This is a genomic window from Rossellomorea aquimaris (assembly GCF_020171925.1).
GTDB classification, from domain to species: Bacteria; Bacillota; Bacilli; order Bacillales; family Bacillaceae_B; genus Rossellomorea; species Rossellomorea aquimaris_F.
The window spans coordinates 1131215-1145490 of record NZ_JAIVAR010000001.1; the positions used below are offsets into that span (position 1 = coordinate 1131215).

The 14276-nt window shown below is 42.8% G+C and carries 21 protein-coding genes; 5 read left to right on the forward strand and 16 right to left on the reverse strand.

Going from position 1 to position 14276, the window contains the following annotated elements; all coding sequences use genetic code 11:
• Positions 1-81 precede the first annotated feature (81 nt).
• From LCM10_RS05870 to LCM10_RS05880, 3 genes are all read right to left on the reverse strand, one after another.
• Entirely contained in the window at positions 82-897 is an 816-nt protein-coding gene (locus LCM10_RS05870) for a CAP domain-containing protein (RefSeq protein ID WP_224875224.1), read from the reverse strand.
• 308 nt (positions 898-1205) lie between these two features.
• Positions 1206-1565 carry a hypothetical protein gene (locus LCM10_RS05875; RefSeq protein WP_224875225.1) on the reverse strand — a complete coding sequence of 120 codons (360 nt, stop codon included), beginning with the start codon at positions 1563-1565 and terminating at the stop codon, positions 1206-1208.
• A 118-nt stretch (positions 1566-1683) separates the two neighbouring features.
• A complete protein-coding gene (locus LCM10_RS05880) occupies positions 1684-1965 on the reverse strand; it encodes a hypothetical protein (RefSeq protein WP_224875226.1) in 282 nt (93 codons plus the stop codon).
• Between the two features lie 96 nt (positions 1966-2061).
• Between LCM10_RS05880 and LCM10_RS05885 the strand changes: the two genes are divergently transcribed.
• On the forward strand, positions 2062-2307 hold the full coding sequence (locus tag LCM10_RS05885; RefSeq protein WP_224875227.1) for a DNA alkylation repair protein: 246 nt from the start codon (positions 2062-2064) through the stop codon (positions 2305-2307).
• Between the two features lie 46 nt (positions 2308-2353).
• Here LCM10_RS05885 and LCM10_RS05890 read toward each other — a convergent pair whose 3' ends face one another.
• From LCM10_RS05890 to LCM10_RS05900, 3 genes are read right to left on the reverse strand one after another with little or no spacing between them, the layout of a single operon-like run.
• Entirely contained in the window at positions 2354-2704 is a 351-nt protein-coding gene (locus tag LCM10_RS05890; RefSeq protein WP_224875228.1) for a DUF2085 domain-containing protein, read from the reverse strand.
• Positions 2705-2710: 6 nt separating this feature from the next.
• Complete coding sequence (locus LCM10_RS05895; RefSeq protein ID WP_224875229.1) at positions 2711-2998, reverse strand: hypothetical protein; 288 nt, start codon at positions 2996-2998, stop codon at positions 2711-2713.
• Positions 2999-3016: 18 nt separating this feature from the next.
• Positions 3017-3934: a CobW family GTP-binding protein gene (locus LCM10_RS05900; protein ID WP_224875230.1), complete on the reverse strand. Its 918-nt coding sequence runs from the start codon at positions 3932-3934 to the stop codon at positions 3017-3019.
• Positions 3935-4097: 163 nt separating this feature from the next.
• On the opposite strand from LCM10_RS05900, the gene LCM10_RS05905 reads away from it, so the two are divergent.
• Positions 4098-4823, forward strand: coding sequence for a helix-turn-helix domain-containing protein (locus tag LCM10_RS05905; protein ID WP_224875231.1), 726 nt, complete (start codon positions 4098-4100; stop codon positions 4821-4823).
• An 11-nt stretch (positions 4824-4834) separates the two neighbouring features.
• Here LCM10_RS05905 and LCM10_RS05910 read toward each other — a convergent pair whose 3' ends face one another.
• From LCM10_RS05910 to deoD, 5 genes are all read right to left on the reverse strand, one after another.
• Positions 4835-5770, reverse strand: coding sequence for an LCP family protein (locus LCM10_RS05910; RefSeq protein WP_224875232.1), 936 nt, complete (start codon positions 5768-5770; stop codon positions 4835-4837).
• Positions 5771-5942: 172 nt separating this feature from the next.
• Positions 5943-7421, reverse strand: coding sequence for a S41 family peptidase (locus LCM10_RS05915; protein ID WP_224875233.1), 1479 nt, complete (start codon positions 7419-7421; stop codon positions 5943-5945).
• A gap of 90 nt (positions 7422-7511) precedes the next feature.
• Positions 7512-8099: a YitT family protein gene (locus LCM10_RS05920; protein ID WP_224875234.1), complete on the reverse strand. Its 588-nt coding sequence runs from the start codon at positions 8097-8099 to the stop codon at positions 7512-7514.
• A gap of 156 nt (positions 8100-8255) precedes the next feature.
• Entirely contained in the window at positions 8256-9110 is an 855-nt protein-coding gene (locus LCM10_RS05925) for a D-alanyl-D-alanine carboxypeptidase family protein (protein ID WP_224875235.1), read from the reverse strand.
• Positions 9111-9260: 150 nt separating this feature from the next.
• Positions 9261-9965 (reverse strand): purine-nucleoside phosphorylase, encoded by a 705-nt coding sequence (deoD, locus tag LCM10_RS05930; RefSeq protein WP_224875236.1) that lies wholly within the window; start codon positions 9963-9965, stop codon positions 9261-9263.
• 132 nt (positions 9966-10097) lie between these two features.
• On the opposite strand from deoD, the gene LCM10_RS20595 reads away from it, so the two are divergent.
• Positions 10098-10220 (forward strand): hypothetical protein, encoded by a 123-nt coding sequence (locus tag LCM10_RS20595; protein WP_263621370.1) that lies wholly within the window; start codon positions 10098-10100, stop codon positions 10218-10220.
• Between the two features lie 18 nt (positions 10221-10238).
• Positions 10239-10382 carry a hypothetical protein gene (locus LCM10_RS05935; protein WP_224875237.1) on the forward strand — a complete coding sequence of 48 codons (144 nt, stop codon included), beginning with the start codon at positions 10239-10241 and terminating at the stop codon, positions 10380-10382.
• A 52-nt stretch (positions 10383-10434) separates the two neighbouring features.
• On the opposite strand, the gene LCM10_RS05940 is transcribed toward LCM10_RS05935, so the two are convergent.
• The 4 genes from LCM10_RS05940 to LCM10_RS05955 all read right to left on the reverse strand — a co-directional run bounded on the left by LCM10_RS05940 (position 10435) and on the right by LCM10_RS05955 (position 13009).
• Positions 10435-10755, reverse strand: a complete 321-nt coding sequence (locus LCM10_RS05940; RefSeq protein WP_224875238.1) for a hypothetical protein — start codon at positions 10753-10755, stop codon at positions 10435-10437.
• 149 nt (positions 10756-10904) lie between these two features.
• Positions 10905-11675, reverse strand: a complete 771-nt coding sequence (locus LCM10_RS05945) for a sporulation protein (RefSeq protein ID WP_224875239.1) — start codon at positions 11673-11675, stop codon at positions 10905-10907.
• 21 nt (positions 11676-11696) lie between these two features.
• On the reverse strand, positions 11697-12491 hold the full coding sequence (locus LCM10_RS05950; protein ID WP_224875240.1) for a serine/threonine protein kinase: 795 nt from the start codon (positions 12489-12491) through the stop codon (positions 11697-11699).
• 338 nt (positions 12492-12829) lie between these two features.
• Positions 12830-13009, reverse strand: coding sequence for a YozD family protein (locus LCM10_RS05955; protein WP_224875241.1), 180 nt, complete (start codon positions 13007-13009; stop codon positions 12830-12832).
• 122 nt (positions 13010-13131) lie between these two features.
• Between LCM10_RS05955 and LCM10_RS05960 the strand changes: the two genes are divergently transcribed.
• Positions 13132-13299: a hypothetical protein gene (locus LCM10_RS05960; protein WP_224875242.1), complete on the forward strand. Its 168-nt coding sequence runs from the start codon at positions 13132-13134 to the stop codon at positions 13297-13299.
• Here LCM10_RS05960 and LCM10_RS05965 read toward each other — a convergent pair.
• Positions 13283-13939: a hypothetical protein gene (locus tag LCM10_RS05965; protein WP_224875243.1), complete on the reverse strand. Its 657-nt coding sequence runs from the start codon at positions 13937-13939 to the stop codon at positions 13283-13285. The genes LCM10_RS05960 and LCM10_RS05965 overlap by 17 nt on opposite strands.
• Positions 13940-14276: the final 337 nt, after the last annotated feature.

Below are 14276 nucleotides of genomic sequence, written 5' to 3' on the forward strand. Positions count from 1 at the left end.
TCTCATTAAGCTTAGCGCAAAGAATAAATACAAAGAAAAAAGCAGCCTCAAGTAAGAGGCTGCTCCAGGTGATCACTCATATTATTTTGAAATGAATTGTTGAGTCCAATAGTGACCATTTTCAACATATCCGACTCCGATATGAGTATAATTTGCATTCATGATATTCTTGCGGTGACCTTCACTGTTCATCCAAGCTTGAACGACTTCTTCTGGCGTTGGTTGACCCATAGCGATGTTTTCACCGGCTGATGAATACTGGATGCCAAACTGCTTCATCATATCAAATGGTGATCCGTATGTCGGACTGTTATGGGAGAAGTAATTGTTAGCCTGCATATCGCGTGACTTCTCTTTCGCCACTTTACTTAACTCTGCATCGACTTGAAGTGCAGGAAGACCTTGCTTCGCTCTCTCTTGGTTCGTTAATTCAACAACCTTTTGTTCATATTGGCTTAACTGGCCAGTTTCAGCAGCAGGTTGAGCTTGTGGCTTTGCTGGTGCTTCTGCTTTAGGTGCCTGCTGTTGCGCTGGTGCTGGTGCCTCTGCTTTAGGTGCCTGCTGTTGCGCTGGCGCTGGTGCTTCTGCTTCAGGTGCTTGTTGTTGCACTGGTGCCTGAGCCTCTGCTTTAGGTGCTTCCTGTTTTGGAGCTTCCTTCTGCTGCTGAGGCACTTGGCCGTTCAAGCAATCTTGTAGATTGATATTCTGGCCGTTCACTCCATATTTAGATAGGATGTCTTGAATATATTTATTTAAATCTTCTTGGTTGTTAACTTGAAGAGTTTGTACTTGAGTCTTGACTTGTGCTGGACTTGCAGCATCAGCACTTCCTGCTGCTAATGGAGATGCTAGTAATGTTAATGCTGTAGCTGCTGATAACATTTTTTTCTTATTCATAAAAATGAATTCCTCCTTGATGAATATGTTGTTTCCTTGCTGCACATTCATCATATCACCCTTTTTTTGTTACATTTACGGGAGGAATTGGTAAATCGAGCTAAATTGTAGCCTTTTGAAAAACAATTCATCTTTGAAGCTTGCAATCTCACAATTACGTAGGGACGAACAATCTTCCTTTCATTTCCTTGAATTGAATAAAATGATGTTCAACACTAATATTTACCGTAAAAACACTCTTGACGCTTTGTTACCACCACTGTTTGTGTAACGGATGTTACAGGACTATGTCAAATATCACAGGACATTCAGCCCATTGAAAAACTTTCATCACACGGATTGTTATCCAAAACGATTAGATAACCTGCAACATTGAATCCTAACCTTTTCAATTGCCTGATGCCGACATTGCATTCAACGGCTGAGCTACCGATGACAACGAGAGGTTCATCGGGTATTTCATGCGCATATCGCTTCAAGTAGCCGCAAGGAATAGCTAAAGCCTGCTTGCAATTAGATTTATACGAATCTTGATAATCCCTGACATCAACAACGATGTGTGTAGCACCCACCTTGCCTTCACTCAGTCTTTTCACCCGTACCGGGGCATACCGGTAATACACCATATAGATCAACACACTGACGGTGACTAAAGTGATCATCAACATACTGCTTCACCCTTTTTTCGCATTATACTTTGTATTATATACCTTCAAGGGTATAATGAAAAGCGAAACGTCTCGAATCAAAATTATCTGAAATTAGCACATCTACTTCTTCTTTCATTCACTTACGATCTGACAATTGTTCCATTACCTGAACATGCAATTGAAGCAACTGGACTTTACTGTCGGATGATAAACCGGATTCTATGATCCGTTTAGTAGCCATCACATATTTATCTTTTATTGTCTTTCTTACACGTGGATGACTGTTCTCATCGAGAAGGTCCCTCCTGATGGCTTCATTCAGGATGTTCCCGGCAGCTTGATCATCTTGTTCCAATAATCTGTTCTTCCAAATGGAGCGATATTCCACCAACAACCTCTGATCGTTTAACTGATTCATCTTCATTCTCCTTCACATATATTTTACGTGGATAGCCATACTATAAAAAAACAAGGCTATCCAAACATAAAGCCAACCCAAAGAAAGGTGATCAACATGTCCACACCCTATCGTTGTCCGAATTGCAGAACGAACCGCACTAGATTCAATATTATCGAACAAGTCCCGCAAAGTGTAAAAATGGATCCCCAAACTGGTCAGGTTGTCCAACAGTATGAGGAAGGAAATCTTGATCCATTCCACCTTGCCTATAATGGTCCGGAGCGTAAAGTCCAATGTGCAGCCTGCGGTCTTGTAGAGGATGAAATGACGTTCAAAAAGTTCGGCGAAAGCAATCTTTAAAGCGGAAAAGGGTTAACCGTTTTGGGTTAGCCCTTTTTCATATTCCTTATAAGCTCAATATCAGTGCAATCAATCGTTGTGCCACATACACGATTTCCACCGCCAATCCCCATCCAAACATGACGCCGGTTGTTAAACGGAGAAAATTTGTACTGCTTCTCCACTTCCATTTCTGAGTGTATCCGTCGATCAACATGGGAATTAGTAAACATGCACCCAGCACCATAAACAATGATGCGCGAAAATAAATCCAATTCACCATGATGCCGAATCCCATCCCGAGCATGATGCCCATACAGCGATAGCATAGCGGAAATTGATAAGAGCCCACCGTCAATGAACGCTCAGGAATCCTATGACATGGCATGAATGAAAGGGTCAACAAGGACTTCATCATATCCTCCTATGGACTGCAATCGGGTGTACAATCGAACGAATCGCAGTCGAGCGATTTGCCCATCCCTGGTGATGGCAAGCAATCTGGTGAATAGATGGCACAATCCCAACAGTCAAGCCTGGATGTCTTCCCACGCTTTTTTTGATAAGCATACAAGGTATACACAAACAAACCAGTGCCGATCACAATCAGCATGATAAAGAGTAGTAACTGAACCTTTGTTTCATAGACAAAGAGCCCCGCAAAACCCGCTAACATAAGAATCAACTCGATACTGAATAACAGAAATACCATCCCCGCACCCCGCTGTTCTTAAGCCTGATCAATTCTTTCAAGAGATCGTATTATTTCTGTTTTATGTATCCCTTCACCGATTATGACGAAATTCGGTTTATATTTCATATCTGCCTGCATGAATAACGGCATCCCATATGAGTATTGAAACATTGTAGGATACTTGTTTCCTTTGAACGGGATATATCCTTTCATCCTGTAAATCGTTTCGGGCTGCTGCTTCAGCCATTCCTCGAACACCTCGGCATCTACCTGCCCTTTGAACGTATAAACGACAGCTTGAAGGGAGAGATGCTTCCCGATTGCAGCTTTATCATGATCTTTGATTTCCTTGATCGGTTTTGCTGCAAATACATCCTTCATCGACACCTTCCCATAATTGGTGATGGTCAATTTGGCATTGGGATTAAGCTGCTGCAATTCAAAGACCACCGTTCCCTGTTCCATTTCAGTCAAGAGATCCATTTTATTCGCAACGATGAATTGTGCATGACGAATTTGTTCCCTCATTAAGTGAAGGATCGCCGGGCCAAGCTCACTGCGCTCACGCCACTGTTTTCCATCGACTACCGTTATGATCCCCTTGAATTCGAATCGATCTGCAAATAGTGGGGAAAGGATGGAATCAACCACTTCCACCGGATGTGCAGCGCCCGTGGTCTCGATGATCAAGACATCAAAGTCTTCGTTGATTAACAATTCCTGAAGTTGTGACTCAAGCTTCTCTGATATGGTGCAACAGATGCAGCCATCAAGCAGTTCCCTTAATGCCGTGTCTTCTCCAACAGCGTCACTGTCGATCGAAACACTGCCAAGTTCATTCATTAATACCGCTGGCTTTTTCTGCTCTTCTTTCAATGACTGTAGTACTTCTTTCAATAATGTCGTCTTTCCACTTCCTAAAAAACCGGATAAAATCAAGACATCTTTTTTCATAAGTTTGAATTCCCTCTCTATCTTTCATGCTTCAATAGTACATTTTAAAGAAAATCCCATGCAAATACAATGCTGTTCTAAGAAAGGAATGGAAGGTTATATAATAGAATGAACGGATTGTTGCAGAGGATTGAATGAAACTACTGGAAGGGCGGGGAATCCATTGTTTTATGAAAACATTGTACCGATGAGATTGCGTGATTTTCTGAAGAATCCTTCCCATGAATCGTTAAAGGATCTCCTGCTTCACAACACGGGCGAAACTGATTATGTGGATTTCAAATCCGATTGGATTGAATTCTCCAAGCTTGCAAAGCATGTGTTGGCGATATCGAATTCAGGTGGTGGCTGTATCATCATCGGCGTCATGCAATACGACGATGGATCTGTCGAGTTGAAAGGGCTATCGGATGAAGCATTCCTCGATAAAGCAGATGTGGATAATAAGCTTCAGCATCTCCTCCCGAAATACTTGCGATATCGTACAGAAGACTTTATCTTCACGAAGGATATCCATCCACTCTTGAATACGAAGAGGTTTCAGGTCCTGATCATCGATTACGATCCGAGATACGTCCCTTACACCTCGATTGTCAACAGGGGCGAGCTCAGATATGGGGCCATCTATGTCCGCCAGGGAACCAAGACAATCGAGGCGAACAATGAGAAATTGGTTGACGTCATCCTAAGGAAGGTCCAATCTGGCGGTTCGGATAGTGATGAACGGACTCTGCAGGAGCATCTCGAACATCTGAAGATCCTGCAGCACGAATATGATCATACCAAGGATGATAAATACAAAAAATATTTATATCATTTGATACTCAGAAAGATGAATCGGATTGAGTACTACCTTGATCTTGATCCGTCCGATTATTTCATCTCCTAAAAAGGATGGGATTAATGAATGAACTCTTCCAGCGCTTTCAGGTTTTGACTCTCGTCCATTTCAAGGACTTCCCCCGCTCCTGGTATCAATACATTCTGATAGCTCCCTTCAACTGGGATGCGGATCGTTTCCACTTCATCAATCGGATGTAACATAAAAGAAACCCCATGCTTCATCACCTGATCAATCGAAAAAGAGGTTTCTACATTCTTAAATCCTTCTCGCACCAATCCTATGACCGTCGTGATCCCTTTACCAGAAGATAGTTTATCCATGATTTCCTTTTCCGCCATCATGATGATTTCCTGCTGCCTGTCCACTCTGCCGAAATCACTTTGGATATCCCCCCTGAAACGTACGTACTGTAAAATCTCTTCTCCTTTCAGCCACTGCCGTCCAGGCTCCTTCATCCATTTCCAATGATTGATCATGCCCTCTGAGACGTCTACTTCCACCCCATTTGGAAAGATCAGCCCCATGACCTTGGTGAAATCCTGAAAATCCAGATTCACCGTTTGATCGATCTCAATTCCGAAGTTCTTCTTCAAGGTTTGTATGACCAATTCATTTCCGCCCCAAGCAAATGCGTGATTGATCTTACTCTTTCCATGCCCGGGTATTTCCACATAGGTGTCCCTCATGATCGATACCAGCTTGATGTTTGGTTGCTTTGGTATATACTGTGCAATCATTAAAACATCAGCCCTCTCTGCTTCGTTGTTACGCTGATCCGAGCCTACTACTAGAACATTGATAGGGGTAGTCTTCTCATTCTTATCGAATAGGAAGTTTGCATCACCGACTTCTTTGACTGTATCTGTACTTTTCACTTCCGATTCTTCATTCATGCTGGTGATTTCGGATGGAGCAGATGGTTCATCAATTACGATGTATGCAAGGAATGTCAACACCAACACCAAAGGGATGACCGTCCATTTTCTACTCAATTCAATCACCTCCCTTTTTTAATCATTGTTGGTTAGAAGGAATTCTTCTATACGTGAGAAGGAAAGGGAATGTTTGTTTCATACGATTTACGAAGGAGGCAAAGACAATGGAGTCAGACTAAAAAAAGACCACAGGCTACATTCCCTGTGGTCTCTTGCACTTCTCTATTCATTATTTCAGAACTTCAACCGCTTTTTTGAATTGAGGATCATTCTCTTTAAGTTTCTCTCTGAGTTGTTCCATCATCTTGACGGTTGTTTCACCTTTGAGTACACCGGTCGCTTCCAGTTGATTTTTTTCTTGGAATTGCTGGACAGCCATCTTAGTATCCTTATCATAATAGCCGTCCACATTACCTGGGTTCATGCCTAATGCCTGTAACATCTGCTCTGCCGCTTTCACCGTATCGGACATGTCACTTTCTTTCAGTTCCTTATCCGGATTGATATATGGAAGCTGGGCATAATCCGGCATCTTCACTTCATAGTCTGGATTGATCCCCTTTTCATGGATCCAGTTTCCTTCTGGTGTCAGCCATTTAGCAGTGGTGAATTTCATATTAGAACCGTCTTTGAAATTCTCGGCTGTCTGAACCGTTCCTTTACCAAATGTTTTCGTCCCCACCAATGGGATGTCATTCGATTCACTTACGGCAGAAGAGAGAATCTCAGATGCACTGGCACTTCCTTCATCCACAAGGACCGCTGTTGGGACCTCCACTTTCTGACCGCCTTCTGCTACATATTTCTTCACTTTCCCATCATGATCTTCGACCTGGAATAACACTTCTCCTTCAGGCACAAACAGGTTCGAAATCTGGATGGCTTGATCCAGTAGTCCACCAGGATTCTGTCTCAAGTCAAGGACGAGCTTCTTCATCCCTTGATCCTGCATCTCGTTCAACGCGTTCACCAATTCCTTATAGGTGTTCTCAGAGAAGCTGGTGATCTGGATTTCAGCCACTCCGTCCTCTTTCATTTCTGCGTAGACGGTTTCAATTGGGATTTCGTCTCTTGTGATCGTCACGTCCATCGGCTTCTCTTGACCAGGACGTTGGATGCTTAGGGTAACTTTCGTCCCTTTTTCACCGCGGATAAGGAGGACTGCATCCGTCACCGACATACCCTGGATGCTTTTTCCGTCGACTTTCAGGATCTTATCATTCGGCTGTAAACCTGCCTTTTCTGCAGGCGAACCTTTAATCGGTGATACGATGGAAATCGTCCCATCCTTTTCCTGTATCTCTGCTCCGATGCCTTCGAAAGAAGAAGAAATGCTTTCTTCGAATTTCTTGGCTTCTTCCTGATTCATGTAATCGGAATAAGGATCACCGATGCTGTCGAGCATCCCGTTGATCGCTCCATTAACCAATTGATCCTTATCAAGATCTTTATAGTAGTTATCATTTAGTTTATCATACGCTTCGTACAGTTTCGTGAATTCGGAACGCTCCGTCACTCCTACATTCACTGCCTTCTCATCTCCAAACGCGAGGGCAAATGTTGTGATCCCAGCTGTCGCGAAGACGAGGAAGAAGAGAAGCATCACAAATTTAAACTTTTTTATTTTCAGATAGCTTGACTGGTTTTCTTCTTGAGGCACTGATTGATCTGTGTTTTTATCTTGTTCCAAGGCTTCCACCACTTTCATTGCTATGTATCAATAGGATTTCATTTACGCAATCATGATTCTCCAAGATGGACAAACTGATAACTTCTTCATTCTATCAGCTTTTTTCACTTAGTGAAAGGAATATCCACCACTATCCTTATCATGTGTCAAAATCGTCGTAAAAAACCCTACTGCACTTATTGCGAATAATGAATAAAGAAATGATTCCAACCCGATGATCGACCATCCGATCAACAAGACGACGCTGTCGATCATGAAAATCAACTTCCCCACATTGTATCCGAAGCTTTTTCCGATGAGCTGTGCAAGTAAATCGGTCCCACCAGTCGCAGAATCAGCCCTCAGCATCAACCCGATCCCAATCCCCACCAGCGTTCCACCTACCAGCCCGCTGTAAAGTGCAGGCAGCACATTCGCTTCATGCCACTGATAGAAGAAATCAATCATGAACGAGGAAAGCCACAGCCCGTGAATGCTGTTATAAAAGAGGGCACGGTCCTTGAAGAAAGCGATCATATAGAGCGGAATGCTAAGTACGATAATGGTCAACCCCGGTTTGAATCCAAGCCAATAATGAACGATAAGACCGATCCCAATCATGCCTCCATCAAGAAAGTGATGAGGGACAAAATAGAGATTGATGCCGATTCCTATGAGCATGCTTCCGGTTATGAGTATCATGAATTTCCTGATCATGTTTCTTCCCCCATTGTCGTCCAACATGGACAGCCTCTTATTATTGTGTATGTGGCAGTAGATGAAAAAAGTCATCTAAATTATTGGGGATCAGCCTTCCGCTTTTATAATCATATAAAAGGCAGGAAGCATCTAGGTGCTCCCTGCCATTGATCTTTAGATTTTTTTCACATTTTGAAAATATTCCTCGAGTGTCCAATCGTTCTCATGTATCACTTTTGCCGCTTCCGTTCCTACATATCTGAAATGCCATGGCTCGTATTGGTATTGGGTAATGTCCACTTTGTCTTCCGGATAGCGAAGGATGAAGCCATATTTATAGGCATTTTCTGCAAGCCATTTACCTTCTTTGGTTTCCCCGAATTCAATGTTGACTTGAAAACCATTATTCTTGCTGGAAATATCCATCGCAAGCCCAGATTGATGCTCACTCTGTCCGGGAGGGGCGACTGCCATCACAGCTTTTTCCTTGCCGAATTGCTGAATTTCACGATTCAACAGCATTTCTTGATACTCGTATGAACGATATCCTGAAATGGCGGTCAAATAGACTTGATTCGATTTTGCATCTGCAAACATCTTCTCCAAGGCTGTCGCTGCTTCCTGGCGCATATGTGCCTTTTCCAGGTCTTGGTCGCCGAATACGAACGGGACGTTTGGACGCACAAGATCGTCCGGCTTATATTCTCCAAGCGCAAATTCCTTATTGACCAACGCAAGGATATTGGCTGGATTCTGAATGACCTGTTTCCCGTCAACCACTTTCACGTTGTTGAAATATTGGGATTCTAATTGAAGTTCAGGTGGTAGGGTGTCTTGCGCAGGTTCCTCTTGCTGTTCATCACTCTGTTGATTTTCTTCAGGTGGCATTTCTTCTTGAACGCCATTCTCTTCCACCACTTCTTTACTTTCATCTTTGTTTCCGAGCAATTGATCGGTCCATTCTTGTGCTTGCTGGCAGCCTGTCAATAGTACAAGGGTGCCGGCAACGACCAGGATGACCTTCTTCATACTTTCACCTAGTTTCTCTTAAATTGATACATCCATCATCTTACCACGAAACGGTTATCCTGTAATCAGGAACATCCTCCTGTATCAGGATTTCCGCATAAGAAAACTGCTTACTTCATCAGCAAGCAGTTTCACGAAAGCGCTATCTTATCATTCTTTGATTGCAGCTTCGAGCGCTACTTCAATCATGTCGTTGAACGTTGTTTGTCGCTCTTCAGCAGTTGTTTCTTCACCAGTCAGGATGTGGTCGCTTACCGTAAGGACGGAAAGGGCATTGCGTCCGTATTTTGAAGCGAGTGTATAAAGTGCTGATGTTTCCATTTCAATGGCCAGAATGCCATATTGAGCCCATTTCTCATGTTCAGCATTATCGTTGTAGAACATATCGGCAGTGAATACATTACCGACCTTCAAGCTTAGTCCCTTTTCAACCCCGCTGTCGTATGCGCGTTTCAGAAGATCGAAATTCGCAGTTGGGGCATAATCGATTCCATTGAACGTGAGGCGGTTCATCTGGGAATCGGTTGAAGATGTCATGGCAAGGATGACATCACGGACTTTTACATCTTTTTGGATTGCTCCGCAAGTCCCGACGCGGATCAGGTTTTTAACGTTATAGCTCTGCATCAACTCGTTGATATAAATCGAAATGGACGGTACACCCATTCCAGTACCTTGTACACTGATTCTTTTTCCTTTATATGTCCCTGTATAACCGAACATATTCCGGACTTCATTGTAGCATACCGGATTTTCCAGGAACGTTTCTGCTATATATTTTGCCCTCAACGGATCTCCAGGGAGCAGGACCGTTTCGGCAATCTCATTTTCTTTTGCATTAATATGTACGCTCATCTTAAAATTCCTCCTAGTAAAGACTGTTGAAATATTATTGTAATCCTTTTTGAAAGCATATGCAACGAAACCTAAAGTCTACGGATAGGAAGAGAGTAACTGGTGACACTATAGGAAGAAGGAGGTATGGTCATGACAAAAGAGAAAATGAGCAAAAAACTTCAACAGGCTGTCCAGCATGCCAATGAAACAAACCCTTCGAAACGTTCTGGAACGCAACCTAACTCTTCAAGGACGGAAAAGCAAAAATCGTAAAAACAAGGAGAGATCACCTTGGGTAAAAAACACAGGAACCGGACGAATTCACCAAAGAAAAACAACCATATCCCTAAAGAAGCAATCGAAGCGGAGCACAATGCCCACGCGAAAGAAGACTCGACTGCGAACAGGAAGAACGGTCCCGGTCACAATATTTGAACACAAAAATAAGGAAAGACCCGTTTGCCGGGTCTTTCCTTTCTTACCTAGATCAGTGGATGAGGATCCTGTTCACCCTTTTCCATCCATTGGGCTGCAACCGGTAATAGTGATGGCCCTTCCTTCCTTCGTCGATAAAGATGATGTCACGTGTTGCGATATATCTTCCTTTATAATCTGCAGGCATAAGATCAGGTACATTAAAGATCCTAAATGCTTCATACAGCGCCTCTTCATGACCAGCTGCTTCAACAGAGATTCGGTACACTTCCCTGTACCCCTTTTCTTCCCCATACTTTGGAGTCTGGAAAATCGTTAAGTCGTATTTGGACCTCAGCATCTTAGGACGTTTGATTCTTTCAAGTAACAGCATGAGCACCCCTCCGATTTAGTTGTACTCTTACTATTTAACAAAGATGCTGTCGAATCCTTCATAGAATTATGGGAACCTTTGTCGAAACGACCATTTCTCTGACTTTTCACCTCATGTTTGATGATTGATAAGGGAAATGTCGACAAGATCTAGATAAATTTCCCGATTGTTTCCTTAAGTTTGGAAGGCAAAGCAGGCAGGTCGGACGTCCTGATGGTCATCCTTACCATGGATTCATCCATCTCAAGCGCTTCTGCCAAGAAACCTCCAAGGCCCCTCGCTCTTCGATCAACTTCAATCAATACATCCGTCTGTTCTTCCGATTGATTAAAGAAAACGAATTCGATTTCGTCAAGGGAGCGTTGAAACTCTCCACCCACGGGTACAAATTCGAATTCCTGGATGAACGGATAACGTCCTCTGTATCTTCTCGGTGCCTCTTCGCATTCCACTTTGCGGATCCTGAAACCAAGCTGCTGTACCGACTCTAGGACGGCGTTGATCAATGGATTGGGGAGGATATCGATATAATCTTTATCTTTCGGGTCTACTGCATTTTTTATATCCAGTCCGGTCGCGACCCAAACCCTTGTATTCCCATAGGTGATCGGAGTTTCATAGGGGATGGTGAGTGAGAAGGGAATCTCCTTTTTTTCATTTTCACGAATGGTGAATGGATCCGAGATCTGTATTTTTTGGATCGGGGCATAGTCGGTATACTTCTTATCGTCGGATTCACGGATATATGTGGTGAAGACAGTCAAATAGATCGAGTCGATGCTCTGTGATGTGCTTCCCCCTGTGATCTCCACTACACCTTTTGCGGTTTCACCGGCTACATAGCTTGATTTTTCCAATTTCGTATCAACGGTTGCTGCACCGATCCCGATTGATGCAAAGACCTTATTAAAGAATGACATGTATAATTCCTCCGGGTTTCATTAGTATTTTCTTCTCATATTCAACAACGCATCCCTTGCTTCATTCGCTGTTTGGAATGGTCGATCTTCCCTTAAGAGTTTCCTGATGAGCTTCTGTGCACCCTCACTGATATTCAATTCTTCCTGCCAGCTTTTTTCCACTCTATCCTCCTGTTCATAGGAAGAGTACAGCAAGAATAATAGGAAATGACCCAGTGCATAGAGATCGCTTCTTGGCGATTTTTCTCTCATGTAGTCCCTATGTGTGACAGGTTCAGGAAATGGACCGCTGTCAACCATACAAGCAAGCCCAAAGTCGATGATCGTCAATTTACCACCGTCCCACAGGATGTTCGGGATCCTTAAATCCCTATGAACATATCCTTTATCGTGGATTACGCTCATCAAGTTCAGTACGTGTAACCCTATCTCTAAGGTTTCTGCTTCCGAGAAGGTTTTTCCTTCCCGGAAGATTAAATCTTCGAACGTTTTCCCTTCCATTTTTTCCATGATGAAATAAGGAGTCCGTTTATGCATTCCCGTTTCGATCACTGTCGGAAAATGGGGGCATTCGAGTTGATGTAAAACGGTCGTCTCATGAAGGAAATGATCCTGGTGTTTTGAGAATAATTTTTTAAAGGGACGCAGCCTTTTCAGTATCGCTTCTTCGCCTGTATCAAGTTGTTTCACGATATACTCCGTGCCGTAGCTCCCTTTTCCAATCAATCCGGTAATTTGATACTGACCGACTATTTCACCTTCATTCCAATGTCTTTCAAAGCTGTCAACGAGCTTTCTAAATAAAACACGTGCCATGAGTCGCCTTCATCGCCTTAACTGCTGAAAAAGCTTGAAAAGAAACTTTTGCTTTTATATTTTTTCTTATAATGATGATGTCCGTAATGTTTAGATTTTGTATGTTTCATCCATTTATCGCTTGAGCTGTAGTGATGGTGCTTTGAATGTGATCCCAGTAACCCTTTAATTATTTTCTTTAACATATGTCTACCTCCAAGGATTTTCTGTTCTGACTCTACCCTTATATACGATTGAATAATCGTGTAGGTTTCACCCTATTTTTCTAATATGCAAAAAAAGGCCGTCTCTTCAAGGGCATTTAACATAGCCTATCGAGACAGCCTTTTTCTTATTGTTTATGACAGATCTTCTTCCCATTCTTCATCGATGATGCACTTGGCAATCAGATACTCGAAGGTTATATCTGCCAGTTCTTCCAGTTCATCTTCAGAAGGTACATAGCCTCTTTGCACAAGCTCTTTCATGAAGAACTCTGCAATTTCTTCAGTGTCTATGAAGACTTCAATCTCCCGCATTTGATCGCCCCCTTTGATTCTCAATTTATGTTACTGGCGCCTTACTTATTCCAGCAAAAAAGTTTTCATAAGAGTTTAAGGACAAGCATACACTTTACCAATACGATTAGAGGAGCGATAGTATGCCGACGTTCATTAAAAAAGGTCGATCCACACTAAAGGAATTGGAAAACGGGGAAGGGAAAATCACCGCCTGGATGCAATGGATCCTCCGGACGATCCTGATCTCTTTCTTACTGATTAGTGTTCCACTATTCTTATATATTATGTGGATCATTCCTTCTCTTTGATAACAGGATGGGAGCTTGCATGATTCTTTAATTGTTCCAGGACATGCTCCATCTTCTTTTTATACGTGTTATCGTGAAAGAATAGATAAAGGGCTTTATAGTCATTATAATAATCGAGCAGCTGATCTACCCAGCTTGTTTTATATTGTGGGGCTTTAAGAAGCTTTTTCGTCACGTCTTTCTTTTGTGGAAAAACAAATCCGTACTTTTTAATAAATGCCTCTGCCTGTTCTTCATCGGCCACCAACGTGATTTCATCTTCATCCGCTTCTAGCCATTCCCCATCAGTGATCCTCATCAACTCATAAATGACATCTTCCCAGGCATCATCTTTGTAGCGCCAGATTTCTGTCCTGAAGCCGACTACTTTAAAAAGGTCTTCTTCGTACCCTTTCACGATGACCAGATCCCCGAATAAAAATTTATATTCAATATCGATTTGTTCTTGTTCGAAGATGTATCCTTCATATGATTCAAGCAGTTCCAGTGCCTTTTCTTTGAATAGGCCTTCACTGTCATTCACTTCATACAGAAATTCGCCATCAAGCTTTTTGATATCAGTGATTTTCCCGACAGTCCCGTAGATGGTCACGACAACGGTTTCTCCTACTTTAAATCGAGGCTCTTTTCGATTCTTCATTCTCCCCTCACCCTTAATCGCCTTTTTTATATGATATGCAAAAAACGCTATAACGGGATACAAGAATTGTTTTCTCCGCGCTCCTTTTCAAGTTGAGATCGTACGCAGGGAGGTTACTAAAATTTCTTTACGCTCTCTGTTTAAACACCGCTGTTGATTTCCGTGCAAGACTTCGCTTTCCGCGGGTAGCCCGTGAGCCTCCTCGGCTTCGCCTGCGGGGTCTCACATCAGCTACTCTTCCCGCAGGAGTCTTCGTCTTCCACTCCAATCAACAGCTGGAACCGGTTTGAAGTTAACAAGATTCCTAAGTCGCAAATAAAAAAGTTCAGGTTCATTT

What these genes read in the sequence shown, in the direction of transcription:
- LCM10_RS05895 (WP_224875229.1), bottom strand. Translation starts at nt 2,998, where the DNA reads ATGGTATTTCTGTTATTCAGTATCGAGTTGATTCTTATGTTAGCGGGT.
- deoD (WP_224875236.1), bottom strand. Translation starts at nt 9,965, where the DNA reads ATGAGCGTACATATTAATGCAAAAGAAAATGAGATTGCCGAAACGGTC.
- LCM10_RS05965 (WP_224875243.1), bottom strand. Translation starts at nt 13,939, where the DNA reads ATGAAGAATCGAAAAGAGCCTCGATTTAAAGTAGGAGAAACCGTTGTC.
- LCM10_RS05870 (WP_224875224.1), bottom strand. Translation starts at nt 897, where the DNA reads ATGAATAAGAAAAAAATGTTATCAGCAGCTACAGCATTAACATTACTA.
- LCM10_RS05950 (WP_224875240.1), bottom strand. Translation starts at nt 12,491, where the DNA reads ATGGCACGTGTTTTATTTAGAAAGCTCGTTGACAGCTTTGAAAGACAT.
- LCM10_RS05900 (WP_224875230.1), bottom strand. Translation starts at nt 3,934, where the DNA reads ATGAAAAAAGATGTCTTGATTTTATCCGGTTTTTTAGGAAGTGGAAAG.
- LCM10_RS05880 (WP_224875226.1), bottom strand. Translation starts at nt 1,965, where the DNA reads ATGAATCAGTTAAACGATCAGAGGTTGTTGGTGGAATATCGCTCCATT.
- LCM10_RS05925 (WP_224875235.1), bottom strand. Translation starts at nt 9,110, where the DNA reads ATGAAGAAGGTCATCCTGGTCGTTGCCGGCACCCTTGTACTATTGACA.
- LCM10_RS05940 (WP_224875238.1), bottom strand. Translation starts at nt 10,755, where the DNA reads ATGCTGTTACTTGAAAGAATCAAACGTCCTAAGATGCTGAGGTCCAAA.
- LCM10_RS05920 (WP_224875234.1), bottom strand. Translation starts at nt 8,099, where the DNA reads ATGATCAGGAAATTCATGATACTCATAACCGGAAGCATGCTCATAGGA.
- LCM10_RS05885 (WP_224875227.1), top strand. Translation starts at nt 2,062, where the DNA reads ATGTCCACACCCTATCGTTGTCCGAATTGCAGAACGAACCGCACTAGA.
- LCM10_RS05955 (WP_224875241.1), bottom strand. Translation starts at nt 13,009, where the DNA reads ATGCGGGAGATTGAAGTCTTCATAGACACTGAAGAAATTGCAGAGTTC.
- LCM10_RS05890 (WP_224875228.1), bottom strand. Translation starts at nt 2,704, where the DNA reads ATGATGAAGTCCTTGTTGACCCTTTCATTCATGCCATGTCATAGGATT.
- LCM10_RS05915 (WP_224875233.1), bottom strand. Translation starts at nt 7,421, where the DNA reads ATGAAAGTGGTGGAAGCCTTGGAACAAGATAAAAACACAGATCAATCA.
- LCM10_RS05945 (WP_224875239.1), bottom strand. Translation starts at nt 11,675, where the DNA reads ATGTCATTCTTTAATAAGGTCTTTGCATCAATCGGGATCGGTGCAGCA.
- LCM10_RS05875 (WP_224875225.1), bottom strand. Translation starts at nt 1,565, where the DNA reads ATGTTGATGATCACTTTAGTCACCGTCAGTGTGTTGATCTATATGGTG.
- LCM10_RS05960 (WP_224875242.1), top strand. Translation starts at nt 13,132, where the DNA reads ATGCCGACGTTCATTAAAAAAGGTCGATCCACACTAAAGGAATTGGAA.
- LCM10_RS20595 (WP_263621370.1), top strand. Translation starts at nt 10,098, where the DNA reads ATGACAAAAGAGAAAATGAGCAAAAAACTTCAACAGGCTGTCCAGCAT.